The following is a 22,848-nucleotide window of genomic DNA, read 5'->3' as shown; positions in this document are numbered from 1 at the left end:
GGACCGTCCGCGCCCCACGACGGTGCGGGGCGCGGACGGGCGGAGGTCAGCCGATCGCGGTGGAGATCTCCTCGCCGGCCGCCTCCATCGTCGGGTGCGGGTCCGCGCCGCCGACGATGTTGGCCTGGGCGATGCCGAGCGGGCCCCAGATCGCGGCCATCGCGGGGATCGCCGGCATCGGGTCGGCGGCCTCCGCGGCCTCGGCGAAGGTCATCAGGTACTCGTCGGAGGCGGCGAGCTCCTCGCGCAGGGCGAGGTTCACAGGCGGCAGCGGGTTCGCCTCGTACATGGCCCTCGCGACCTCGGGATCGCTCGCCACGTCGGTCATGAACTGCTGGGCGAAGCCGGCGTTCTTCGCGTTCGAGGCGACGTAGAAGGAGTTCACGCCCGCGAACGGGGCGGCGGGCTCCATGCCCTCGAAGCCCGGGATGGTGGTGACGGTGAAGTCGATCCCGGAGTCGCGCACATCGGCCAGGGCCCACGGGCCGGAGATCAGGTAGGCGGACCTCCCCTCGGCGAACAGGGAGATCGAGTTGTCGCCGGTGATCGAGGTCTTCAGCACGCCCTGCTCGCCGAGCTCGGCGATCTTGTCGGCCGCGGTGAGGGAGCCCTCCTGTCCCACGCCCAGATCGGAGGGGTCGAGGTTGCCCTCGGCGTCCTTGCCGAAGAGGTAGCCGCCGGCCGAGGTGTAGATGGGCTGCATGTGGTACGGGTCGCCGGACTCGCCGATGGGCAGGGAGAGGATGTTCTCCGCCCCGCCGGCCTCGGCCGCGGAGATCATCTCCTCGAGGGAGGCGGGCTCGGGCGCGTCGGTCAGCGCGGTGTTCGCGTACAGCGCGAGGGTCTCCACGGCGTAGGGCACGCCGTAGGTCTGGCCGTCGTAGGTGACCGCCTCGATGCCGACGGGGGCGAGCGTCTCGCCCACGTCCGCGGGCAGCTGCACGGGGGAGATCGCGCTGTTCTGGACCAGGTTCCCGATCCAGTCGTGGGCGCCCATGGTGATGTCCGGGCCGTTGCCGGCCTGGTTGGCGGTGATGAAGTTCGCCTGCAGCTCGTCGCCGGGGACGACCTGCACGGCCACGGTGATGCCGTTCTCCTCGCCCCAGGCCAGAGCCGACGGCTCCAGCGCCGGGGCCTTCTCCTCGTCGGCCCAGATCACGAGCTGCGCATCGGCCGGGGCGGGGGCGCCGCCGGCGTCCGAGGCGCCGCCCGCGTCGGAGGCGCCGGAGCCGGAGCCCGAGCCCGAGCCGTCGCCGCATGCGGCGAGCATGGTCATGGAGGCGGCGATCCCGCCCAGGGTGAGGAAGCTCTTACGACGGATCTGCACGTCTTCTCCTTTGAATCGTGGTCGCACTCGACCGGTGCAGGGGACAGCCCTGTCGCCGTCACTGTAGAGCCGCGGGGCAGGTCTGTGCAAGAATGTGCAAGAACTTTCAGGTCACGATGAGGCCACGGCGAGGTCGCCGCGAGGCCCGGAGAGGAGCCGTGATGGCGCGACTCATCGACATCGCCCGAGCTGCCGGCGTGAGCGAGGCGACGGTCTCCCGCGTGCTGAACGGCCGTGCGGGGGTGAACGACTCCACCCGCAGGTCGGTGCTGGAAACGGCGCGGCGACTCGGACGCGGGGCCGGCCCCGGCGCGGCCCCCGGAGGCCCGCTCGTCGGCGTGCTCGTGCCGGATCTGGACAACCAGGTCTTCACCGCCTGGGCCGAGCGCGTCGAGGCCGAGCTGTTCGAGCGCGGCGCCTCGACACTGGTCGCCCTGCGGGCCCGGACGGTCGAGCGGGAGCGCGAGATCTTGCAACGTTTTCTCCACTGCGGTGCGGAGGCCGTGATCGTGATCTCCGGTCATCACGCGCAGGAGCAGGGACCGGTGGAGCACTACCGCGAGGTGACCGCCGCCGGGGTGCCGCTGGTGCTCGTCAACGGAGTGCGCGAGGACCTCGAGGCCGCGTTCCTCTCGACCGACGACGAGGACGCGATGCGCTCGGTGCTCAGCCACCTGCACGAGCTCGGCCATGAGCGCGTCGGCCTCGCCGTCGGCGACGAGCACACCTGGCCCGTGCGCGAGAAGCTGCGCGCCTTCGAGGAGGTCACCGCCTTCTGGGGCGGACCGGCGCGCCCCGTCGCCTTCACCGACTTCTCCTACGCGGGCGGCTACGAGGCCGCGCGCGACCTCGTCGAACGGGGCGCGACCGCGATCGTCTGCGGCTCCGACGTCATGGCCGTCGGCGCCCTCGAGGGCGTGCGCTCGCTGGGACTCGGGGTGCCGCGCGACGTCTCGGTGGTCGGCTACGACGACGTCTTCTGGGCCTCGCTGACCAATCCGCCGCTGACCACCGTGCGCCAGGCGGTCGGCTCGATCGCGCGCGCGGCCGTGCGCACCGCGCTCGGCGGGGGAGAGGACTCCCGTCGCCCGGCCCGCACCGAGGTGGTCTTCCGCCCCCAGCTGGTGGTGCGCGGCTCCACCGCGGCGGCACCCGACGGGGCCGTTAGCATGGAGCGGTGACCGCACCGAACACCACCAGCACCAGCTACGACACCGCCCTGCAGCGCAGCCAGAAGATCTGGGAGAAGATCGAGCAGGATCCCTCGGGCCTGCGCATGCTCACCGGTGACCGTCCCACCGGCGCCCTCCACATCGGGCACTACTTCGGCTCGCTGCGCAACCGCGTGCGGCTGCAGGACGCGGGCGTGGAGACGTGGCTGATCGTCGCTGACTACCAGGTGATCACCGACCGCGAGGTCATCGGAGACATCCAGGGCTCGGTGCGCGAGCTGCTGACGGACTACCTCGCCGCGGGCATCGACCCCGAGCGCTCCACCATCTTCACCCACTCGGCCGTCCCGGCCCTGAACCAGCTGCTGCTTCCCTTCCTCTCGCTGGTCACCCAGCCGGAGCTCGAGCGGAACCCCACCGTCAAGGCGGAGCTCGCCTCGGCCGGGAAGTCCGCGATGGGCGGGCTCATGCTCACCTATCCCGTGCACCAGGCCGCGGACATCCTCTTCTGCCACGGCAACCTCGTGCCCGTCGGCAAGGACCAGCTGCCCCACATCGAGCAGACCCGCGTCATCGCCCGCCGCTTCAACGAGCGCTATGCGGGCGGCGAGCAGTACTTCCCCGAGCCCGATGCGCTGCTCTCCGAGTCGCCGACGATCCTGGGGCTGGACGGCGAGAACAAGATGAGCAAGTCGCTGGGCAACACCGTCATGCTGCGGATGGACGAGGCCGAGACGCTCAAGAAGATCAAGAAGGCCAAGACCGACGCCGACCGGCAGATCACCTACGACCCCGAGAACCGCCCCGAGGTCGCGAACCTGCTCACGATCGCCGCGCAGTCCACCGGCCGCACCCCTGAGGACATCGCCGAGGAGATCGGCGACCGCGGCGCGGGGACCCTGAAGATCTTCACCGCCGAGGCCCTGAACGCCCACCTCGCCCCGCTGCGCGCCCGCCGCGCCGAGCTCGAGCAGGACCCCGGCCACCTGATGCAGGTGCTGCGCACCGGCAACGAGCGCGCGAACGCCGCGGCCGACGAGACCCTGCAGCGCGTGCGCGAGTACATGGGGATGGTCTACTGACCGCTCCCGCCGACGGGACGGGCCCGTGACCTGCGCAGGCAGGCCACGGGTCCCTCCTCGTCCGCGGCCGGTGCAGGGGCGGGCGAGCCCGGCGCCGGCTCAGAAGCGGCTCGAGCTGCCCGCGCCGGAGAACCCGCCTCCGGAGTAGCCCGTCACGCCGCCGCCTCCCGAGGAGGGCGAGCGGTGCGTCTCGAGCGCGGAGCCGGACTCGCGGTGCCAGCTCGAATACCACAGCACGGGGCTGAGCTGCCAGAGGCCCGGTGAGGTCCCACGCGTCAGCGCGTGACGTCGGGCGCGCAGGGAGCGGTACTCCCCGCCGTCCGCGTCCTCGAAGGCGTCGCGCAGCACCTCGCGCTCGTCGTCGTCCTCGGCGAGCACGTCGATGCGGTGCTCGGCGAGCTCCTCGACCGCGGCCGAGAGCTCCCGGGTGAGGGTGTCGAGCTCCTCGAGGGCCGAGTCGGGGTCGATCGCGTCGTTCTCGAGTCGAGCGGTGAGCCGGTCCAGCTCGCGGGCGATTCCGTCGCCGAGCGTCAGCAGACGGTCCGCGGAGGCCTGCTCGGCAGTGCTCATCTCCCCGCGGTCCTCCTCGACCTCCCCGAGGGCGGCGAGGGAGTCGCGCAGCGGTTCGAGCTCCCGGTCCCAGACTGCTCGCCATTCCCCGCTGCGATGGAGCAGATCGGCGGCGGCGAGGATGTCGTCGTCGGCGTCGTCGAGCCGTTCCACCACGCGCTCGAAGTCCGTGGCCGTCGCCCGCTCGCGGCCGCGCAGGCCCCACACCCAGGGGCGCTCGGCAGGCTCTGGGAGGGCGGCGCGGAGCCGGGCCGCCTCCTCGAGGTCCTGGGAGTACCGCTCGTGGGCGAGAACCGCAGCCTGCGCGTAGGCGGAGTGCTCGGGAAGGGTGCGCGCCGCGGCGTCGGTGATCGCGCGCTTGGTCAGGACGTCCTGGTGCCGAGGCAGGGCACGATCCACCCGGCGCCGTGCTGCGAGACGCAGTCCGAGGGTCGAGGCCGCCGCGACGACGGCTCCGACCACGACGGCCGCTGCGGCGACGAGCGCGGCGGGATGACGCCACCAGGGACGGAGCAGGAGCGACGCGTACTTCTTCGCACCCGCCTCGACCGACCGGTCCCAGTCCCCGTCCCGGGCGGGGTCGCGCATGGCGTCCTGGACATCGGCGAACTGCTCCTCCGTGAGCTTCACGTCCTCCCCGCTGTAGCTGCCGAGGAACCGGTTCTCCGGGTCCAGGGCGAGGATCACCGTCCCGTCGGCCCAGTGCGACCCGTCGGCGGAGAGCAGCGAGGGGTCGGAGCTGCGGGCGTGGTCGAGCACCGCGTCGTTCAGCGCCCTGTCGTCCGCCGGGTCCAGGTCGTGCTCGGTGACGTCCAGGACGAGCACGACCAGGCGCACCTCGGTGCGGAAGTCGATCTCCGCGAGGCGGTGCTCGAGGATCTCCGGGTCCACGGAGCGGGTGGTGTCGGTGACCTCGACGGAGGCCGGCGGCTCGGCGCGCGCGGGCGCGGGGGCGAGCGCCGCCGGCAGGAGGACGGCCAGGAGCGCGAGCAGCAGCAGGACGACCCTCGAGGGACGGCGGGTGCGGGGTGCGTCGAGAGCGGCGGAGGACGGACGCGACGTGGACATGAGGCGACCGTAACGGCTCGACCGGCGGGAAGGGGGACGACCTCCGCCGGTGTCGCGCCCCTCCTCCCGTCGACCCGCGGAAGAACCCCGGGAGTCTCCGCGGCCGCTCCCGTCAGCCGCTCCCGTCGGCGTCCCGTGGTTCGCCCGTCGAACTTCCGGGCCCTTCACCGCTCGCCCCGTTATGATCGACACAAGAAACCCTTGGCCCCGCACCGTGCGGGGCCCGACGAGGAGGTACCGCATGCCCGTCTACGAGAACGTCTCCGATCTTGTCGGCCGCACCCCGCTGGTGAAGCTCAACCGCCTGGGCGACGACGTCCGCGCGACCGTCCTGGCCAAGCTCGAGTTCTACAACCCCGCCAACTCCGTCAAGGACCGCATCGGCGTGGCCATGATCGACGCCGCGGAGCAGTCCGGCGAGCTGAAGCCCGGCGGGACCATCGTCGAGGCGACCTCCGGCAACACCGGCATCGCGCTGGCCATGATCGGCGGCTCCCGCGGCTACAAGGTCGTCCTGACCATGCCCGAGTCGATGTCCAAGGAGCGGCGGATGCTGCTGCGCGCCTACGGGGCCGAGCTGGTCCTCACCGAGGCCGCCAAGGGCATGAAGGGCGCGGTCGAGAAGGCCGAGGAGATCGCGGCGGAGACCGGCGCGGTGCAGGTCAAGCAGTTCGACAACCCGGCGAACCTCGACATCCACCGCCGCACCACCGCCGAGGAGATCTGGGCGGACACCGAGGGCGAGGTCGACGCGGTCGTCGCCGGCATCGGCACCGGCGGCACCATCTCCGGCATCGGCCAGGTGCTCAAGGAGCGCAAGGGCGAGGTGAAGGTCTTCGCCGTCGAGCCCGAGGAGTCCGCGATCCTCAACGGGGGCCAGCCCGGCCCCCACAAGATCCAGGGCATCGGCGCGAACTTCGTGCCCTCGATCCTGGACCGCGAGGTCTATGACGAGGTCCTCGACATCGACGCCGAGACGGCGATGGAGCGGGCCCGCTCCGTGGCCCGCGGCGAGGGCCTGCTGGTGGGCATCTCCTCCGGCGCTGCGATCGAGGCCGCCGCCCGCGTCGGCGCGCGCGAGGAGTTCGCCGGGAAGACCATCGTGGTGATCGTGCCCTCCTTCGGCGAGCGCTACCTGTCCACTCCGCTGTTCGCGCAGTACGCGGACTGAGGAAGGACGCCATGGCCGCCCTGGACCGGGTGATGGGCGTCGTCGCGAGCGTCCGGGAGGACCTCGCGGCGGCGCACCGCCGCGACCCTGCGGCGACCGACGACCTCGCGATCCTGCTGACCTCGCCGGGGCTGCACGCGATCTGGACCCACCGCGTGGCGCACCGGCTCTGGGCGCGCGGGGCCAGGCTGCCCGCCCTCGTCCTCGCCCAGGGAGCGCGCTCGCTGACCGGCATCGAGATCCATCCCGGCGCCACGATCGGCCGGCGCTTCTTCATCGACCACGGCATGGGCGTCGTGATCGGCGAGACCGCCGAGGTGGGCGACGACGTGATGCTCTACCACGGGGTGACCCTCGGCGGCCGGTCCATGGAGCGGGTCAAGCGCCATCCCACGGTCGGCGACGGCGTGGTGATCGGGGCCGGTGCCCGGGTGCTCGGGCCGATCACGCTCGGCGAGGGCGCCCAGGTCGGGGCCAACGCCGTGGTCGTCAAGGACGTCCCGGCCCGGGCGACCGCCGTGGGCATCCCGGCGACGGTCCGCGTCGGTGCGGCGCATCCCGAGGAGCAGACCGACCCGGCGATCTGGATCTGATCCGGAGCCGACGACCCGCGGGGCCCCTTGCCTCGCGGGTCGCGCGCGCCTGCCGGGACCGCTGCGCTCAGCCCCCGAAGGGGTCGAGGAACGAGGTCCCGCCGACGCGGTGGACGCGCCGCTCCCAGGCGGGCAGCACCTCATGCGCGTCCTCGGCCAGGACGTGGTCGAACAGCTCGGAGGAGCCGTGCGGCGGAGCGATGTCCACCAGCACCGTCGTCGCCCCGTGCTCCCGGGCCAGCGGCGCGAGCTGCGCCGCGGGGAAGACGACCCCGCTGGTGCCGACGACCACGAAGAGATCCGCACGCCGCGCGAGGCGCATGGCGAGCTCGAGCTCCGCGGAGGGCAGCTGCTCGTCGAAGAGCACCACGTCCGGGCGGGTCGGCTCGCCGCAGCGCGGGCAGTGACCGGGCACGCCGTGGTCCTCGGGGGAGCATCCTTCGCCCGGCGCGAGCACCGCCCGCCAGTCGCAGCGCCGCCCCAGGCACACCGCGTGCAGGGCACTGCCGTGGAGCTCGGCGACGACCTCGCTGCCCGCGGCCTGGTGCAGCCCGTCGACGTTCTGGGTGATCACCGGCGCACCGAGGCGGGCGATCGCCCGGTGCCCCGGAGTGGGGCCGTGCGCGAGCGCGATCGAGGCCATCCGCCCCCACACGGCCCACAGCTGCGGCAGCGAGGCAGGCAGCAGGGAGGCGTGCATCGCCTGCTCGGTCTCCGGCTCGAGGGCCCACAGGCCCTCCGGGCCGCGGAAGGTGCCCAGTCCCGTGCGGGCGCTGAGCCCGGAGCCCGTGAGGAAGACGATCTCACGGTGCTCCGGTCCCGGGACGAAGGGAGCGGCCGTGCTCACCACTCCTCGTGCTCGCGGGAGTCCCAGGCGGCGTCCTCCCCGAGGTCGAGGGAGGCCAGCAGTGCGCGGTCCTCGTCGTCCAGGGAGATCCCCTCGAGCGTCGCGTTGGTGCGCTGACGGGTCGGGTCCTGCGACTTCGGGATCACGACGATGTCCTGGTCCACGGCCCAGCGCAGCGAGATCTGCGAGGTGCTCACGCCGTGCTTCTCGGCGACGCGGCGCAGCGCGAACTGCTCGCCGAGGCCCTCGCGGCCGCCGAGCGGGCCCCAGGCCTGGGTGACGATGCCGTGCTCGCGATGGAAGGCGACGGCTTCGCGCCGCTGCAGGGCGGGGGAGAGCTGGATCTGGTTCACCTCGGGCGCGACGCCGGTCTCGTCGATCAGCTGCTGCAGCTGCTCGGGGCGGAAGTTCGAGACGCCGATGTGCTGGGTCAGGCCCTGCTCCTTCAGCTCGACGAGGGTGCGCCAGGTGTCCAGGGCGAGGCCCCGCGACGGGTTCGGCCAGTGGATGAGGGTCAGGGCCACGCGGGGCAGGCCCAGGCGGCGCAGCGAGCCGAGCAGGCCCTCGCGGGCCTCCTCCCGGCCCTGGTCGCCGCCGGCGATCTTGGTGGTGATCAGCGCCTCGTCGGGGTCCAGGCCGCTGTCGCGCAGGCCCTGGCCGACGGCGGCCTCGTTGCCGTACTGGGCGGCGGTGTCGACGAGCCGGTAGCCGGCGCGCAGCGCCGCCGCGACGGCGTCGGCGCCGCCCGTGCCCTTCATGCCGGAGGTGCCGAAGCCGATCAGCGGGAAGACGGTGCCGTCGGCGAGGGCGGTGGTGGGGATGGACAGCTCGGACACGGATCCTCCTGGATGACGGTGGCGGGTGCTCCCAGCGTATCGATCATCCCGCCCCGGTGCTCTGCTAGCGTCCGGCACGACGAGGACGTCGACCCGCGAGGAGAGCGCAGCATGAGCAGCACCGGCACGGCCCCGACCTCGGAGGCGGCTCCCGCCGCGGGCGCACATGGGGTGCACGACGAGATCTCGCCGCTGCGCACCGTCCTCGTCCACCGGCCCGGCCGCGAGCTCGAGCGGCTCACCCCGGACACCCGCGAGGAGCTGCTCTTCGACGAGGTGCTGTGGCGGGACCGCGCTGAGGCGCAGCACGACGAGTTCACCCGCCTCCTGGGCGGCCAGGGGGTCGAGGTCCTCCAGCTGCGGGACCTGCTCGTCGACATCCTGCGGGACGTGGGGCTGCGGGAGCACCTGCTCGCCCGCGCCCTCGACCCCGCCGTGCTCGGCGACATCGCCGTCCAGGACCTGCGCGGAGGGTTCGCCGACCTCGACGCCGAGGCGCTCGCGGACGTGCTGATCGGCGGGATCACCGTCGGCGAGCTGAGGTCGCTCGGGGCGGAGCCGCGCTCGATCGCGCTGCAGCGGGTGGGGGAGGAGCACCTCGTGCTCGACCCGCTGCCCAACCACCTGTTCACCCGTGACACCTCCGCCTGGATCGGCGACGTGGTCTCGGTCGGCGCCATGCGACGCTCGGCCCGGCGACGGGAGAGCCTCCACCTGGAGATGGTCTACCGCCACCATCCGCGCTTCGGCGGGCCCGGCGGTCCGCGCCGCCTGCTCGGCCGTGACGGCGTCGGAGCGGCGAGCGTCGAGGGCGGCGACGTGATGATGCTGTCCCCGCGCACGGTCGCGATCGGGATGTCGGAGCGCACCAGTGCCGTCGGCGTCGAGCGCCTCGCCGCCGCCCTCCTCGCCGACGACGCGGTGCACCGGGTGATCGCGATCGCGCTGCCCCACCGCCGCGCGATGATGCACCTGGACACCGTCACGACCGTCGTCGACGAGGAGTCGATGCTGCGCTTCGGCCCCCTGCCGGCGCTGGAGACCTTCGAGATCGAGCCGCTCGGCGACCGGCTGGTCTCCCGGACGCGGTCGGCCGACGAGATGGACGCCGTGCTCGCCCGCGGGCTCGAGGTCCCCTCCCTGCGGGTGCTCACCCCGCCGCTGGACGCCTACGCCGCCGCGCGCGAGCAGTGGGACGACGGGTGCAACGTGCTCGCCCTCGCACCGGGGAGGGTCATCGCCTACGAGCGGGCCGCGGCGACCAACGACTACCTCCGCGCCCAGGGGGTGGAGGTGCTCGAGTTCGCGGGCGACGAGCTGGGGCGCGGTCGGGGCGGTCCGCGCTGCATGAGCTGCCCCGTCGCACGCGGCTGATCGCCGACGCGGCTGAGCGCCGTCGCGGCTGAGTGCGGCGCCCTCAGCGGCGCGTCGGGGGCGGCGGGTCCTCAGCGGTCTGCAGGGTGGTCTCCTGGGCGGGCAGCGGCTCGCGCAGCGAGCGCTCGAGCAGCAGCTGCTGGGTGCCGAACTCCTCGAGCCCCTTGCGCACCGTGAACCCCAGCTTGCGCAGCAGGGCCACGCTGCGCTTGTTGCGGGTCTGGCTGATCGCGATGACGACCTCGTCCTCGAGCTCGCGGCGCGCCCAGTCCAGCAGCGCGATGCAGGACTCCGCGGCGTAGCCCAGACCGGTCCACTCGGGCAGCAGCGCGTAGGACAGCTCCAGCTCCCCGCGGTCGTAGTCCAGCGTGATCGAGCCGATCATCGTGTCGTCCTCGGCCAGGGCGAGCACCCAGCGACCCCAGGTGATGCCCAGCGGCGAGAGCTCGAGCGCCTGGCGGGAGGCGTAGTCCACCGCGCCGCCGAGGTACTCGCGGGTGACCGGGTCGGTCATCAGCCGGATCAGCGCAGTGCGGTCGGCGTCGCCCGGCGGCCGGATCACGAGTCGGGGACTGCGGATCCGGACGGGCCACTCGGCGGTGCCTTCCTTCGTCACGACCACCACGGTACAAGCACCAGGGCCCGTCGCGCCCGCCGGGGTCCCGCGTCACCGTGGCGACGGGGTGCGACGAGGACCGTGAGGCGTGTCCGGGTTCGGTATGGTGACCCTGCGGCACATCGGAGTGCCGCCGAGCGTCGGTGCCCGGTCCCGCACCGGGCCTCGCGAGTCGGTCAGGACGAACATTCACGCAGTCCCCGGACGAGTAGGAGCACCATGGTCGACCAGGACCTTCGCCGCACGGCACTGGAGGCGGTCCACGAGTCGCTCGGAGCGACGTTCACGGACTTCGCGGGCTGGCGGATGCCGGTCCGCTACGACTCGGACCTCGCCGAGCACAGGGCGGTGCGCGAGAGCGCCGGCCTCTTCGACCTCAGCCACATGGGCGAGATCCAGCTGCGCGGGCCGCAGGCGGGCGACGCTCTCGACCACGCCATGGCCGGCAAGCTCTCCGCCGTGGCCGTCGGCCGGGCGAAGTACACCCTGCTCCTGACGGAGCAGGGCGGGGTGATCGACGACGTGATCGTCTACCGGCTCGCCGAGGACCACTTCCTCGTCGTCGCCAACGCCTCCAACGCCGTCGTCGACGCCGAGGAGCTCCGTGCCCGCGTCGCGGGCTTCGACGTCGAGGTCGACGACGCCTCGGACCGCACCTCCCTGATCGCGGTGCAGGGCCCCGTCGGCGAGCAGATCCTGCTGGACCTCCTGGCCGCCGAGGACTCCGGCGTCGAGGGCGTCACCGCCGAGGACATCACCTCGATGAAGTACTACCGCTTCGCCGAGGGCACCTACCGCGGCGGCGACCTGCTCGTGGCACGCACCGGCTACACCGGCGAGGACGGCTTCGAGCTGTACGTCGGCGACGACTCCGCCGAGGAGCTCTGGAAGGCCCTCACCGCCGTCGGCGGGGACCGGATCGTGCCCTGCGGCCTCGCCTGCCGCGACACCCTCCGCCTCGAGGCCGGCATGCCGCTGTACGGCAACGAGCTGAGCCGGGACCTGCTGCCCGCCCAGGCGGGCATGGGCCGCATCGTCGCGCTCTCCTCCAAGGGCGACTTCGTCGGCCGGGAAGCCACCGAGGCGGCGCAGACCGAGGGCCTGCCTGTCCTGGTGGGCCTCGCGGCCGAGGGCCGCCGGGCCGCCCGCGCCGGCTCCGCCGTCCGCGACGAGGAGGGGAACGAGATCGGCGCCGTCACCTCCGGCGTGCTCTCGCCGACCCTCGGCCATCCCATCGCGCTGGCCTACATCGACCCCTCCCACCGCGAGGTCGGCACCGAGCTGGTGGTCGACGTGCGCGGCAAGGACCTGCCGGTCCGCGTCGTCGAGACGCCCTTCTACCGCCGCGGCTGAGCGGCTCCGAGTTCCCCGACCGTCCCCAGGAAGGACCAGAGAAATGTCCGCAGAACTCCTCTACAGCAAGGACCACGAGTGGGTCCGTGTCGAGTCCGACGGCGTCGCCGTCATCGGCGTGACCGACTTCGCCGCCGAGCAGCTCGGCGACGTCGTCTACGTCGACCTGCCCGAGGCCGGCTCCGAGATCACCTCCGGCACCGAGATGGGCGAGATCGAGTCGACCAAGTCCGTCTCCGATCTCTTCTCGCCGATCAGCGGCACCGTCTCCGAGACCAACCAGGCTGTCGTCGACGAGCCCGAGCTCGTGAACTCCTCGCCCTTCGAGGAGGGATGGCTGATCAAGGCAACCTTCGAGGCGCTGCCCGACGACCTGCTGAGCGCTGAGGAGTACAAGGCCCTCACCCAGTCCTGAGCATGCAGGGGCGGCCCGGTGCCGGGCCGCCCCGCGCCCAGGCCACGACCCCGCACCTCCACGTAGAACCTCAGGGACACGCCTTCATGACCGCAACGTCTGCGCTCGATCACGACTCCTTCGTCCGCCGCCACGTCGGCACCGACCCCGGCGCCCAGCGCCACATGCTCGAGGTCCTGGGCTACGAGTCCCTGGACGAGATGCTGCGGGCGGCGGTGCCCTCCACGATCCTGCTGGACGAGGAGGCGCTCGGCGCGACCTCCGTCCCCGACGGGATCACCGAGCCCGCCGCGCTCGAGGAGCTCCGCGCCCTCGCGGACCGCAACACCACGCGCCGCTCCCTGATCGGCCTCGGCTACCACGGCACCCACACCCCCGCCGTCATCCAGCGCAACGTGCTGGAGAACCCCGCCTGGTACACCGCCTACACCCCGTACCAGCCCGAGATCTCGCAGGGCCGTCTCGAGGCGCTGCTGACCTTCCAGACCATGGTCTGCGACCTCACCGGGATGGACGTCTCCAATGCCTCCACCCTCGACGAGGCGACCTCCGCGGCGGAGGCGCTGATGCTCGCCCGCCGCACCGCGAAGCGCAACGGGAACGTCTTCCTCGTCGACGCCGACGCGCTGCCGGCCACCAAGGCGGTGCTGCAGGGCCGCGCCGACGGGCTCGGCATCGAGCTGCGCGAGGTCGACTTCCGCACGGGCGGCGCCCCCGAGGGCGACTACTTCGGCGCGCTGATCCAGTACCCCGGCGCCTCCGGCCGCATCTGGGATCCGCGCGACGTCATCGCCGAGGTCAGGTCCACCAAGGCCGTCGCGATCGTCGCCGCGGACCTGCTCTCCCTGACCATGCTCGCCTCCCCGGGCTCGCTCGGCGCCGACGTCACCGTCGGCACGACCCAGCGCTTCGGCATCCCGCTCGGCTTCGGCGGCCCGCACGCCGGCTTCGTCGCCGTGCGCAAGGGCCTCGAGCGGCAGCTGCCCGGCCGCCTGGTCGGCGTCTCCCGCGACGCCGACGGCAACCCCGCCTACCGCCTCTCCCTGCAGACCCGCGAGCAGCACATCCGCCGCGACAAGGCCACCAGCTCCATCACCACCGCGCAGGTGCTGCTGGCCGTGATGGCCGCGATGTACGCCGTCTACCACGGCCCGGAGGGGCTGACCCGGATCGGTCGCACGGTCGCCGACCGCACCGCCTCCCTCGCCGACCTCCTGCGCCGCAGCGGCTTCGAGCTGGTCGCGGATTCCTTCTTCGACACCCTCGAGGTGCGGGCCACCGGCACCGCCACCGACATCTCCGCCTCCCTGCGCGAGGCCGGGTTCCTGGTCCGCGTGCTCGGCGACGACGTCGTCCACCTGTCGCTGGACGAGACGATCACCGCCGCGGACCTGCAGGCGATCGCCGCGGCCTTCGCCCCGCACGCCCCGACCCCCGGCCAGGAGCTCGCCGAGGTCGGCTCCGGCGCCGGCTGGGACGGCCTGGTGCGCGAGGACCCCTTCCTGCGCCACCCGGTGTTCTCCTCCTTCCGCTCCGAGACCGCGATGATGCGCTACCTGCGCCGCCTCTCCGACCGGGACTTCGCGCTGGACCGGGGCATGATCCCGCTGGGCTCGTGCACGATGAAGCTCAACGCCGCCACCGAGATGGCCGGCATCACCTGGGCCGAGTTCAACGGGATCCATCCCTTCGCGCCGGCCGAGGACGTGACGGGCTATCTCGACCTCATCACCCAGCTCGAGACCTGGCTGACGGACCTGACCGGCTACGACACGGTCTCCCTGCAGCCCAACGCCGGCTCGCAGGGCGAGTTCGCGGGCCTGCTGGCGATCCGCGCCTATCACGCCTCCCGCGGCGAGTCCTCCCGCGACGTGTGCCTCGTGCCGAGCTCCGCCCACGGCACCAACGCCGCCAGCGCCGTGAACGCGGGCCTGCGCGTCGTGGTCGTCGCCTCGGACCCGAAGGGCAACATCGACCTCGATGACCTGGGGCAGAAGATCAAGGACCACGGCGACGAGCTCGCCGCCATCATGATCACCTACCCCTCCACGCACGGCGTGTACGAGGAGGAGGTGCGCACCGTGTGCGAGCTCGTGCACGACGCGGGCGGCCAGGTGTACGTGGACGGCGCGAACCTCAACGCGCTGCTGCAGGTGGCGCGCCCCGGCGAGTTCGGCGGCGACGTCTCACACCTGAACCTCCACAAGACCTTCTGCATTCCGCACGGCGGCGGCGGCCCGGGCGTCGGCCCGGTCGCGGCGAAGGCGCACCTGGCGCCGTTCCTGCCCGGTCACCCCGAGATCCAGCGCGAGTCGCACCCGGTCGCCGGGGCGGGGGAGCAGGTCCACGGGGGCGCGCCCGTCTCGCAGGCACCCTACGGCTCGCCGTCGATCCTGCCGATCACCTGGACGTACATCCGGCTGATGGGGCCGGACGGGCTGCGCCACGCGACCGCCTCGGCGGTGCTCGCGGCGAACTACATGGCCCGCCGCCTCTCCGAGTCCTACGAGATCCTTTACACCGGTGAGAACGGGCTGGTCGCCCACGAGTGCATCGTGGACCTGCGCCCCTTCACCGAGCGCACCGGGATCACCGTCGACGACGTCGCCAAGCGCCTCATCGACTACGGCTTCCACGCCCCGACCATGTCCTTCCCCGTCGCGGGGACGCTCATGGTCGAGCCCACCGAGTCCGAGGACCTCGCCGAGATCGACCGCTTCGTCGAGGCGATGCTGATGATCGCGAAGGAGGCCGACGAGGTGCTCGCCGGCACCTGGCCCGCCGAGGACAACCCGCTGGTGAACGCGCCGCACACGGCCTCGTCGATCGCGACGGGGGAGTGGACCCACCCTTACTCCCGCGAGATCGCCGTCTACCCCGGCTCCTGGACCGCGCCCGAGGACGACTCCGTCCACGACAGCGCCCAGATGCGGATCCAGTCGAAGTACTGGCCGCCGGTGCGTCGCATCGACCAGGCCTGGGGCGACCGCAACCTGGTGCCCACCTGGCCGCTGGACTGACCTCGGCCGATCCCGCCCCTCGCCCGCCCGGACCGCTCCCGCGGCCCGGGCGGGCGTTTTCGTGAACTGCTGTGACGGCCCGGCTCGTGTCCGGGCCGCCCCTGCTCCTAGGCTCTGCCCATGACCGAGATCCTCACCACCCACGCCGGCTCCCTGCCCCGCAGCCCGGAGCTCATCGCCGCCAACGCCGCCCGCCCCGTCGGCGAGGACGGACTGACCCCCGCCCCCACCGACGAGTTCCGCGAGGTGCTGCGCCAGGCCGTCCTCGACGTCGTCGCGAAGCAGCGCGAGATCGGGATCTCGATCCCCAACGACGGCGAGTACGGGCACCTGATGGGCTCGGCCGTGAACTACGGCTCCTGGTGGTCGTACATCTTCGACCGGGTCAGCGGCCTGGAGATCACGGGCAGCGACCACTTCTCCTCCGAGCCGGTGCGCTCCACCCCCGGGAACGTGCGCCTGACCACCTTCCCCGATCGCCGTGACTGGACGCTCTTCGCGGAGGCGTACCAGGACCCGACCTCGGGCATCACCGTCGGCTCCCAAACCACCTTCCCCGCCGCGACCTCCGCGATCTCCTACTCCGACACCGGTCGTGAGCTGGTCGCACAGGACGTGGCGAACTTCCGCGCCGCGCTCGACTCCGCCGGCTTCGCGAACGGCTATCTCGCCGCGCTGTCCCCGGGCTCCGGCTCCCGCATCAACGACGACCACTACGGCGACGAGGACGCCTTCCTCGACGCCTGGGTCGAGGTGATGCGCCCCGAGTACGAGGCGATCGCCGCTGCGGGCCTGACCGTGCAGATCGACGACCCGTCGATCGCCGAGAACTGGGACCAGATCAACCCCGAGCCGTCGGTCGCCGACTACGTCGAGTTCACCCGCAAGCGCGTCGACGCCGTCAACCGGGCGCTGGTGAACGTGCCGACCGAGCAGACCCGCTTCCACCTGTGCTGGGGCTCCTGGCACGGCCCGCACACCACCGACATCGAGTTCCGCCACATCGCCCCGCTGCTGCTCGAGATCGACGCGAAGTACTACTCCTTCGAGGCCGCCAACGTGCGCCACGAGCACGAGTGGACCGTGTGGCAGGACCTCGAGCTGCCCCAGGACAAGGTGATCGTCCCCGGCATCGTCTCCCACGCCACCAACGTCGTCGAGCACCCCGAGCTGGTCGCCCAGCGACTGGAGCGCTTCGCGCGGATCGTCGGCCCCGAGCGGGTGATCGGCTCGACCGACTGCGGACTCGGCGGGCGCATCCACCCGCAGATCGCCTGGGCGAAGCTCGCCTCGCTCGTGGAGGGCGCGGCGATCGCCTCCTCCCGGCTGTGAGGCCAGCGCGACGCTGAGCCCCGCGGGGTCCTGATCGGAGGCGGTCGGGACCCCGCCTCCGGGCCCGCGGACGGGGGCGAGAGTTCACCGCCTGGTCGACGACGCGTCACGCCCCCGTGGCGCCGCGGAGACCCGGGCGGCGGATCATCGGGGTCGTGAGGATCCTCGTCGTCGCCGAATCGTTCCTGCCGCACATGAACGGGGTCACCAACTCGGTGCTCCGCGTCGTCGACCACTTCGCCGCCTCGGGCGATGATCTCGGGATCATCGCCCCGAAGTGGCCCGGGGCCGACAAGCACCTGCGCACCTCCTGCGGACGCAGGGTCCGGGTGCGCCGCATCGCCTCGGCGCCCATGCCGGGCTACACCGAGGTGCGCATCGCCACCACCAGCGCCGCCACCCTGCGCCGTCGCATCGACGAGTTCGCGCCCGACGTCATCCACCTCGCCTCGCCGATGATCCTCGGCGGCCGCGCCGTGGTCGCGGCGCAGAAGGCCGGGGTGCCGACGGTCGCCGTGTACCAGACCGACATCCCCGGCTACACGGCCCGCTACGGCATGCCCTTCCTCGAGAACGCCTCCTGGCAGCTGCTGCGCGACGTGCACAACCGCGCCACCCTCAACCTCGCCCCGTCCACCGCGACCCGCGACCAGATGCTCGAGCACGGCATCGAGCGGGTCCACCTGTGGCGGCGCGGCGTGGACACCTCGCTGTTCTCCCCCTCGCTGCGCAGCGCGAAGCTCCGGGCCCGCTACGCCGAGCCGGAGGAGAAGCTCGTGGTCTACGTGGGCCGGCTCGCCCCCGAGAAGCAGGTCGCCGATCTGCGCGTGCTGCACGACATGCCCGGGGTGCGCCTGCTGATCGTCGGCGACGGCCCCGAGCGGGACGCCCTGCGTCGCGACATGCCCCGGGCGCGCTTCGCCGGCTTCCGCTCCGGCACGGACCTCGCCGCGCACCTCGCCAGCGCCGACCTCTTCGTCCACCCCGGCGAGCTCGAGACCTTCGGGCAGACGATCCAGGAGGCCATGGCCTCCGGCCTGCCCGTCATCGCACCGCGCCGCGGAGGACCGGTGGATCTGGTCACCCCGAGCCGCACCGGCTGGCTGTACACCCCGGGGATGCTCGACGAGCTCCGCGACCGCGCCGCGGATCTGCTCTTCGACGACGCGAAGCGCGAGGCCTTCGGCGCGGCGGCGCTGGAGTCCGTGCGCAAGCGCACCTGGCCGGTGCTCAGCGAGCAGCTGCGCGGCTACTACCGCCGGGCGATCGAGGAGCACGCGGGAGTGCCCGCTCGCTGAGCCGCCGTCACATTCCGCCACACAGCTCGCGGGGAGGGGCTGCCGCGGGGTGGACTGAGTCCTGTCGTCGATCGGCGGCACGTGACCCGGCTCCACTGCGGAAAGGACAACATCATGGCGCAGCGCACTCGTCGCCCGCTCATCGGCGTGACCGCGGGGACCCGCACCATGATGTCCGGCGCCTGGGAGGGTCACGACGCCGTCGTCGTCAACGAGCACTACGTCCGCGCACTGCGCGAGGCCGGCGCCCGGCCCGTGATCCTCTCCCCGCAGGACCGCTGGACCGAGGAGGAGCTCGCCGAGCTCGACGGTCTCGTCCTCACCGGCGGTACCGACCTCGATCCCGCGGCCTGGGGCGAGGACGCGCTCGGGACCGACATGACCCCGGACCCCGCCCGCGACGCCTTCGAGACCGCGCTCTACCGCACCGCCCGACGCGTGGGCGTGCCCGTGCTCGGGATCTGCCGCGGCCTGCAGATCATCACGATCGCCGAGGGCGGCCGGCTGCACCGCCACCTGCCCGAGGACGTTCCCGCCCACCCGACCACCGGGCTCGCCCCCACTGCGGTCGACGTCGAGATCGACGCGGCCAGCGACCTCGCCCTCGCCCTCGGCACCTCGGCCCGGGTCACCGCCTTCCACCACCAGGGTGTGCGCGAGGTCCGCGGCGACCTGCGCATCGTCGCGCGGCACGCGAGCGGTCTCCCGCTCGCGGTCGAGGCCGCCTCGGGCACCGGCGTGATCGGGGTGCAGTGGCATCCCGAGATCGACGGAGAGGCCGGCGCCGCGGTGTTCGAGAGCCTGCTCACCGCGATCCGGCACCGGGACGTGGCGGCGAGCAGCCGCGCACTGGTCTAGGATGGTCCTGGTCGCCCGCGCCTGATGACGGGCGCCGTGGACGTCGCACCGCCGGTCGCGGACCGGCAGAGTCAGGAAAGAAGGCAGCATGAGCAACGAGCACGTCGCGGACACGAGCCGCGCGCGGGTGCACGAGGACGAGAACATGACCTCGAAGGGCAACAACGTCGTCCTGTCGGCGGTGCTGTTCCTCGTGCTGTTCGGCCTGTTCGTCGCCGGCCTCTACGTGATGGCGCTGTTCACTCCGGCGACCTTCATCGCGGGCCTGGCCATGAGCCTCGTGGCCCTGTACGGCACCTTCGCCGTGGTGCCGCGCTTCCTCGTCTGAACCCCGTCCCTGATCCTCCACCGTGCCCGGCAGCCCTCGCGGCGGCCGGGCACGGTCGTGCCCGGGGACGCTCGTGCCCGAGCTCGACCGCCGGGCAGGGCACCGGGGCGGAGGCGGCGTGACGAAGCCCCCGTCGTGACGGACAATGGTGCATCGTGAACGCTCACTCCCCATCGGCCGACGACGCCCTCCGCCCCGCCGTGCCGCGTGACGCGATGCTCGCGCGCCGGGCGGTCTCGCTGATCTTCTTCCTCAACGGTGCCTCCTTCTGCGCGATCCTGCCGCGGTATCCCGAGCTGGTGGAGTCGATCGGGCTGAGCAACACCGCCTTCGGCCTCGCGGTCGGGCTGGGGCCGATCGGCGGACTGCTCGCGGGGCTGTTCGCCGCCCGGCTCATGTCCCGCTTCGGCTCGGCCCGCACGTCCGTGGCCTTCCAGCTGCTCGCCTCGACCTCACACCTGGCGATCTACGTCTCCGGCTCCTGGCTGTGGCTGACGGCCGCGCTGCTGCTGGCCCAGGCCGCCGACGCGCTCACCGACATCTCCATGAACGCGCACGGCATGCGGGTCGAACGCCGCTACCGGCGCTCCATCATGAACAGCTACCACGGCTGGTGGTCGCTCGGCGCGGTCCTCGGCGGGCTGCTGGGCGCGGCCGCCGCGCAGGTCGGACTGCCGCTGTGGGCGCAGGGCGTGGCGGGCCTGATCGTCTTCGGCGCGCTCGTGCTCGGCTCCTACCGGTTCCTGCTCCCGGGCGACGACTCGACCGAGCGCGCACCGGCCGCCGCGACGGAGGGTGCCGGTGGGGCGTCGAGCGACTCCCCGGCGGGTCCGTCGGCCGCCTCCGCCGCCGAGGTGCCGCCGGTCGCGCCCGCGGGACGGCGCATCGCGGGGATGGGCCCGCGCTCGCTGGGGCTCGTGGCGGCGCTGGGCATGGTGCTCGTGTTCGCGGGGTCGACCGAGGACGCCGGCAACACCTGGGGCGCGCTGTTCATGCGCTCCACCTTCGAGGCGACCCCGTTCCTCGCCGGCATGGCCTTCGTCGCCCTCCAGGGCGCCCAGACGATCGGCCGATTCACCGGTGACGCGATCGTGGACCGGCTCGGCGACCGCGTCACCGCCCGCGTCGGCGCCCTCATCGCCCTGGTCGGGATGAGCATCGCCCTGCTGCTGCCCAGCCCGGCGACCGCGCTGCTCGGCTTCGCGGCAGCGGGCTGGGGGATCGCCACCCTGTTCCCGGCGGCCTTCCGCACGGCCGACAACCTCCCGGGCGTGCCCTCCGGCGTCGGCATCACGGTGGTGGGCTGGTTCGCGCGGCTCGGCTTCTTCCTCACCCCGCCGCTCGTCGGCGCGCTCGCGGACGCGCTGACGCTGCGCTACGCGCTGTGGCTGGTGCCGATCTACGCGCTGGGGATCCTCGCGTTCTCCGGGGTCCTCTCCACCCGACGGAGCGCGCAGCAGGGCTGACGATCCCGAGGGCGGGGCGCGGCGAGGCGGCGGGGAACCGCGAGGAGGGGCCGGTGCCGGGTCGGACGGACGGGCGGGAGATCGCCGATCAGATCCGGTCGACGTCCCCCGCGCCCTCGCGGGCGATCACGGGCTCGGACCCGGTGAGGTCCACGACAGTGGTCGGCTCGATCCCCACCTCGCCGGAGTCGATGATCACGTCGACCTGCTCGCCCAGCAGGTCCTGCACCACCCAGCCCTCCGAGGGCGGGTCCTCCTGCCCGGGCAGCAGCAGCGTCGAGGACAGGATCGGCTCGCCGAGCGCCTCGACCAGCGCATGGGCCACCCGGTGGTCGGGGATCCGCACCCCGACGGTGTGCTTCTTGGGATGGGCCATCTTGCGGGGCACCTCCCGGGTCGCGGGGAGGATGAAGGTGTACGGCCCCGGGGTCGCGTTCTTGACCAGGCGGAAGGTCGGGTTGGAGACCAGCACGTACTGCCCCAGCTGGGCGAAGTCCGCGCAGACGAGCGTGAAGTGGTGGTCCTTGCCGACCTGGCGGATGCGACGGATCCGCTCGAGGCCGTCCGCGTCCCCGAGACGGCAGCCCAGCGCGTAGCAGGAGTCCGTCGGATAGGCGATCAGGCCGCCCTCCTCGAGCGCGGCGACCGCCTGCTCGATCAGGCGGGGCTGCGGATCCTCCGGATGGATGTCGAGATACTTCGCGGAGCGACGTGATCTGGCCATGCCCGATGGTACGCCCGCACGGAGCGGGCGGGGCGGTCCCGCGCGGACAGGGTGCGCGTCGGGGCCGGTGCCGGGGCCGGCACGGGCCGGGTCAGGCGACGACCACGAACTCCCGCCCGATCCACTTGGTGCGCCGCAGCCGCACCACGGAGCTGACCGGGAGCGGCCCCATGATGTGAGGGTAGCCGCGGCCCTTGCCGTCGACGTCGGCCTCGATGTCCACGGCGATGCCGGCCGCCTCGACCCGGCCCACATCGATCTCGAGGATCACGAGGTCCGAGGGGCGGTCGGGGTAGATGCGCTTGGCGACCTTCGAGACCTGCTCGGGCCAGGAGGCGTGGAGGAAGCCCTCCTCGGCGAGGTCCCTGCCGCGGGTCGCGCGGGTGTAGACGCCCTCCGGGACCGCCGCCTCCCAGGCGGCCGACTCGGTGATGTGCCAGATCAGGGGCGAGGGCATGAGCGGCAGTGTACCGTGACCGGCATGGATGAGACCTCCGCCGACCAGGGCGCGGTGCGCCTGGTCCACGACGACGATCGCGACCGCTTCGCCGCCCTCGAGGGCGAGACCGTCGTGGCCGTCCTCGCCTTCGAGGACGAGGACGAGGTGCGCGACCTGCGCTCGACCGTCGTCGCCCCGGACCGCTCGGGGCGCGGGATCGGCTCGGCGATCGTCCGCTTCGCCCTCGAGGACACCCGCGCCCGAGGGTTGAAGGTCCGCCCCACCTGCTGGTTCGTCCGCGGCTTCATCGAGCGTCATCCCGAGTACGCGGATCTGCTGGAGGACCCCGGGACGACCCCTTCGACCACCTGACAGGAGTGACGTTGACCTACCGCATCCTCACCGTCTGCACCGGCAACATCTGCCGCTCGCCCCTGGCCGAGTACGCGCTGCGCGAGGCCGTCGAGGCGGAGGGCCTCGCCGGGGAGGTGGAGATCGCCTCCGCCGGCACCAGCGGCTGGGAGAGCGGCAACCCGATCGATCCGCGTGCCGGGGCGCTGCTGCGCGAGCACGGGATCGACCCCTCCGCCCACCGGGCCCGACGGATGGATCCCGAGGAGCTGAGGAGCGCGGATCTCGTGCTCGCCCTGGACCACGACCACGTCGACCCGATCCGTTCGGTGCTCGGCGCCGACCGGGCCGCGGAGACGCTGCGCATGGTCCGCGACTTCGCCCCCGAGCCCGTGGAGGACACCGGCATCCGCGATCCCTGGTACGGCGACGAGAGCGACTTCGAGCTCACCTGGGAGCAGATCACCGAGGCCGTCGACGGGATCCTCGACCACGTGCGGGCCGGACTCGAGCAGGGCGCCCAGGACGGGGTCAGGCGGTGACCGCCGCGACCCCGCAGCCCGGCGACCCGGCAGGCGCGGCCCCGGGGGACGACGGGGGAGCGGGAG

Annotated in this window: 22 protein-coding genes; 15 read left to right on the top strand and 7 right to left on the bottom strand. The window is 72.8% G+C overall.

Annotated elements, in window-relative coordinates:
- Positions 1-46: 46 nt before the first annotated feature.
- Positions 47-1,327 carry a sugar ABC transporter substrate-binding protein gene (locus tag HMPREF3159_RS05300; protein WP_070500002.1) on the bottom strand — a complete coding sequence of 427 codons (1,281 nt, stop codon included), beginning with the start codon at positions 1,325-1,327 and terminating at the stop codon, positions 47-49.
- Positions 1,328-1,488: 161 nt separating this feature from the next.
- Between HMPREF3159_RS05300 and HMPREF3159_RS05295 the strand changes: the two genes are divergently transcribed.
- Together HMPREF3159_RS05295 and trpS are read left to right on the top strand one after the other, a co-directional pair.
- A complete protein-coding gene (locus tag HMPREF3159_RS05295; protein WP_070500001.1) occupies positions 1,489-2,508 on the top strand; it encodes a LacI family DNA-binding transcriptional regulator in 1,020 nt (339 codons plus the stop codon).
- The gene (gene trpS / locus HMPREF3159_RS05290) at positions 2,505-3,581 is read left to right on the top strand and encodes a tryptophan--tRNA ligase (RefSeq protein ID WP_070500000.1); all 1,077 of its coding nucleotides are present in this window, start codon (positions 2,505-2,507) and stop codon (positions 3,579-3,581) included. Before HMPREF3159_RS05295 ends, trpS begins: the two co-directional genes overlap by 4 nt.
- Before the next feature lie 99 nt (positions 3,582-3,680).
- On the opposite strand, the gene HMPREF3159_RS05285 is transcribed toward trpS, so the two are convergent.
- Positions 3,681-5,219: a DUF5129 domain-containing protein gene (locus tag HMPREF3159_RS05285; RefSeq protein WP_070499999.1), complete on the bottom strand. Its 1,539-nt coding sequence runs from the start codon at positions 5,217-5,219 to the stop codon at positions 3,681-3,683.
- A gap of 241 nt (positions 5,220-5,460) precedes the next feature.
- Between HMPREF3159_RS05285 and cysK the strand changes: the two genes are divergently transcribed.
- Complete coding sequence (gene cysK / locus HMPREF3159_RS05280) at positions 5,461-6,390, top strand: cysteine synthase A (protein WP_062949573.1); 930 nt, start codon at positions 5,461-5,463, stop codon at positions 6,388-6,390.
- A gap of 11 nt (positions 6,391-6,401) precedes the next feature.
- The gene (epsC, locus tag HMPREF3159_RS05275; protein WP_141748079.1) at positions 6,402-6,983 is read left to right on the top strand and encodes a serine O-acetyltransferase EpsC; all 582 of its coding nucleotides are present in this window, start codon (positions 6,402-6,404) and stop codon (positions 6,981-6,983) included.
- A 67-nt stretch (positions 6,984-7,050) separates the two neighbouring features.
- Here the strand turns inward: epsC and HMPREF3159_RS05270 are convergent, their stop codons facing one another.
- Positions 7,051-7,830, bottom strand: a complete 780-nt coding sequence (locus HMPREF3159_RS05270; RefSeq protein ID WP_070499998.1) for an SIR2 family NAD-dependent protein deacylase — start codon at positions 7,828-7,830, stop codon at positions 7,051-7,053.
- Entirely contained in the window at positions 7,827-8,666 is an 840-nt protein-coding gene (locus tag HMPREF3159_RS05265; RefSeq protein ID WP_010550993.1) for an aldo/keto reductase, read from the bottom strand. The genes HMPREF3159_RS05270 and HMPREF3159_RS05265 overlap by 4 nt, the downstream gene beginning before the upstream one ends.
- A 111-nt stretch (positions 8,667-8,777) precedes the next feature.
- Between HMPREF3159_RS05265 and HMPREF3159_RS05260 the strand changes: the two genes are divergently transcribed.
- Positions 8,778-10,040: an arginine deiminase gene (locus tag HMPREF3159_RS05260; RefSeq protein WP_070499997.1), complete on the top strand. Its 1,263-nt coding sequence runs from the start codon at positions 8,778-8,780 to the stop codon at positions 10,038-10,040.
- Between the two features lie 43 nt (positions 10,041-10,083).
- Here the strand turns inward: HMPREF3159_RS05260 and HMPREF3159_RS05255 are convergent, their stop codons facing one another.
- Positions 10,084-10,656, bottom strand: coding sequence for a GNAT family N-acetyltransferase (locus HMPREF3159_RS05255; RefSeq protein WP_224765233.1), 573 nt, complete (start codon positions 10,654-10,656; stop codon positions 10,084-10,086).
- A gap of 219 nt (positions 10,657-10,875) precedes the next feature.
- Here HMPREF3159_RS05255 and gcvT point away from each other — a divergent pair, with 219 nt between their 5' ends.
- The 8 genes from gcvT to HMPREF3159_RS05215 all read left to right on the top strand — a co-directional run bounded on the left by gcvT (position 10,876) and on the right by HMPREF3159_RS05215 (position 20,726).
- Complete coding sequence (gene gcvT, locus HMPREF3159_RS05250) at positions 10,876-12,009, top strand: glycine cleavage system aminomethyltransferase GcvT (RefSeq protein ID WP_070499996.1); 1,134 nt, start codon at positions 10,876-10,878, stop codon at positions 12,007-12,009.
- A gap of 43 nt (positions 12,010-12,052) precedes the next feature.
- Positions 12,053-12,424 (top strand): glycine cleavage system protein GcvH, encoded by a 372-nt coding sequence (gcvH, locus tag HMPREF3159_RS05245; protein WP_070499995.1) that lies wholly within the window; start codon positions 12,053-12,055, stop codon positions 12,422-12,424.
- A gap of 86 nt (positions 12,425-12,510) precedes the next feature.
- Entirely contained in the window at positions 12,511-15,444 is a 2,934-nt protein-coding gene (gene gcvP, locus HMPREF3159_RS05240; protein WP_070499994.1) for an aminomethyl-transferring glycine dehydrogenase, read from the top strand.
- A gap of 120 nt (positions 15,445-15,564) precedes the next feature.
- Positions 15,565-16,776 carry a cobalamin-independent methionine synthase II family protein gene (locus tag HMPREF3159_RS05235; protein WP_070499993.1) on the top strand — a complete coding sequence of 404 codons (1,212 nt, stop codon included), beginning with the start codon at positions 15,565-15,567 and terminating at the stop codon, positions 16,774-16,776.
- 155 nt (positions 16,777-16,931) lie between these two features.
- Positions 16,932-18,074, top strand: a complete 1,143-nt coding sequence (locus HMPREF3159_RS05230; protein WP_070499992.1) for a glycosyltransferase family 4 protein — start codon at positions 16,932-16,934, stop codon at positions 18,072-18,074.
- Positions 18,075-18,188: 114 nt separating this feature from the next.
- Positions 18,189-18,932 (top strand): gamma-glutamyl-gamma-aminobutyrate hydrolase family protein, encoded by a 744-nt coding sequence (locus HMPREF3159_RS05225; RefSeq protein WP_070499991.1) that lies wholly within the window; start codon positions 18,189-18,191, stop codon positions 18,930-18,932.
- 88 nt (positions 18,933-19,020) lie between these two features.
- The gene (locus HMPREF3159_RS05220; RefSeq protein WP_070499990.1) at positions 19,021-19,260 is read left to right on the top strand and encodes a hypothetical protein; all 240 of its coding nucleotides are present in this window, start codon (positions 19,021-19,023) and stop codon (positions 19,258-19,260) included.
- A gap of 155 nt (positions 19,261-19,415) precedes the next feature.
- Positions 19,416-20,726: an MFS transporter gene (locus HMPREF3159_RS05215; protein ID WP_070499989.1), complete on the top strand. Its 1,311-nt coding sequence runs from the start codon at positions 19,416-19,418 to the stop codon at positions 20,724-20,726.
- An 88-nt stretch (positions 20,727-20,814) separates the two neighbouring features.
- On the opposite strand, the gene HMPREF3159_RS05210 is transcribed toward HMPREF3159_RS05215, so the two are convergent.
- Positions 20,815-21,450 carry an L-threonylcarbamoyladenylate synthase gene (locus HMPREF3159_RS05210; protein ID WP_070499988.1) on the bottom strand — a complete coding sequence of 212 codons (636 nt, stop codon included), beginning with the start codon at positions 21,448-21,450 and terminating at the stop codon, positions 20,815-20,817.
- Positions 21,451-21,541: 91 nt separating this feature from the next.
- Entirely contained in the window at positions 21,542-21,907 is a 366-nt protein-coding gene (locus tag HMPREF3159_RS05205) for a DUF952 domain-containing protein (protein ID WP_070499987.1), read from the bottom strand.
- A 24-nt stretch (positions 21,908-21,931) separates the two neighbouring features.
- Here HMPREF3159_RS05205 and HMPREF3159_RS05200 point away from each other — a divergent pair, with 24 nt between their 5' ends.
- Both HMPREF3159_RS05200 and HMPREF3159_RS05195 read left to right on the top strand, forming a co-directional pair.
- The gene (locus tag HMPREF3159_RS05200; protein ID WP_053918891.1) at positions 21,932-22,261 is read left to right on the top strand and encodes a GNAT family N-acetyltransferase; all 330 of its coding nucleotides are present in this window, start codon (positions 21,932-21,934) and stop codon (positions 22,259-22,261) included.
- Positions 22,262-22,272: 11 nt separating this feature from the next.
- Positions 22,273-22,782: a low molecular weight protein-tyrosine-phosphatase gene (locus HMPREF3159_RS05195; protein WP_070499986.1), complete on the top strand. Its 510-nt coding sequence runs from the start codon at positions 22,273-22,275 to the stop codon at positions 22,780-22,782.
- Positions 22,783-22,848 lie beyond the last annotated feature (66 nt).

The sequence above is a fragment of the Brachybacterium sp. HMSC06H03 genome (genome assembly GCF_001807385.1).
GTDB classification, from domain to species: Bacteria; Actinomycetota; Actinomycetes; order Actinomycetales; family Dermabacteraceae; genus Brachybacterium; species Brachybacterium conglomeratum.
This window is presented reverse-complemented; position numbering and strand designations above follow the sequence as displayed.

Excerpts from the sequence above, each read along its gene's own strand:
- gcvH (WP_070499995.1), top strand. The coding sequence starts at position 12,053 with ATGTCCGCAGAACTCCTCTACAGCAAGGACCACGAGTGGGTCCGTGTC.
- HMPREF3159_RS05235 (WP_070499993.1), top strand. The coding sequence starts at position 15,565 with ATGACCGAGATCCTCACCACCCACGCCGGCTCCCTGCCCCGCAGCCCG.
- HMPREF3159_RS05210 (WP_070499988.1), bottom strand. The coding sequence starts at position 21,450 with ATGGCCAGATCACGTCGCTCCGCGAAGTATCTCGACATCCATCCGGAG.
- HMPREF3159_RS05285 (WP_070499999.1), bottom strand. The coding sequence starts at position 5,219 with ATGTCCACGTCGCGTCCGTCCTCCGCCGCTCTCGACGCACCCCGCACC.
- HMPREF3159_RS05205 (WP_070499987.1), bottom strand. The coding sequence starts at position 21,907 with ATGCCCTCGCCCCTGATCTGGCACATCACCGAGTCGGCCGCCTGGGAG.
- HMPREF3159_RS05260 (WP_070499997.1), top strand. The coding sequence starts at position 8,778 with ATGAGCAGCACCGGCACGGCCCCGACCTCGGAGGCGGCTCCCGCCGCG.
- cysK (WP_062949573.1), top strand. The coding sequence starts at position 5,461 with ATGCCCGTCTACGAGAACGTCTCCGATCTTGTCGGCCGCACCCCGCTG.
- HMPREF3159_RS05225 (WP_070499991.1), top strand. The coding sequence starts at position 18,189 with ATGGCGCAGCGCACTCGTCGCCCGCTCATCGGCGTGACCGCGGGGACC.
- HMPREF3159_RS05295 (WP_070500001.1), top strand. The coding sequence starts at position 1,489 with ATGGCGCGACTCATCGACATCGCCCGAGCTGCCGGCGTGAGCGAGGCG.
- epsC (WP_141748079.1), top strand. The coding sequence starts at position 6,402 with ATGGCCGCCCTGGACCGGGTGATGGGCGTCGTCGCGAGCGTCCGGGAG.
- gcvP (WP_070499994.1), top strand. The coding sequence starts at position 12,511 with ATGACCGCAACGTCTGCGCTCGATCACGACTCCTTCGTCCGCCGCCAC.
- HMPREF3159_RS05220 (WP_070499990.1), top strand. The coding sequence starts at position 19,021 with ATGAGCAACGAGCACGTCGCGGACACGAGCCGCGCGCGGGTGCACGAG.
- gcvT (WP_070499996.1), top strand. The coding sequence starts at position 10,876 with ATGGTCGACCAGGACCTTCGCCGCACGGCACTGGAGGCGGTCCACGAG.
- HMPREF3159_RS05200 (WP_053918891.1), top strand. The coding sequence starts at position 21,932 with ATGGATGAGACCTCCGCCGACCAGGGCGCGGTGCGCCTGGTCCACGAC.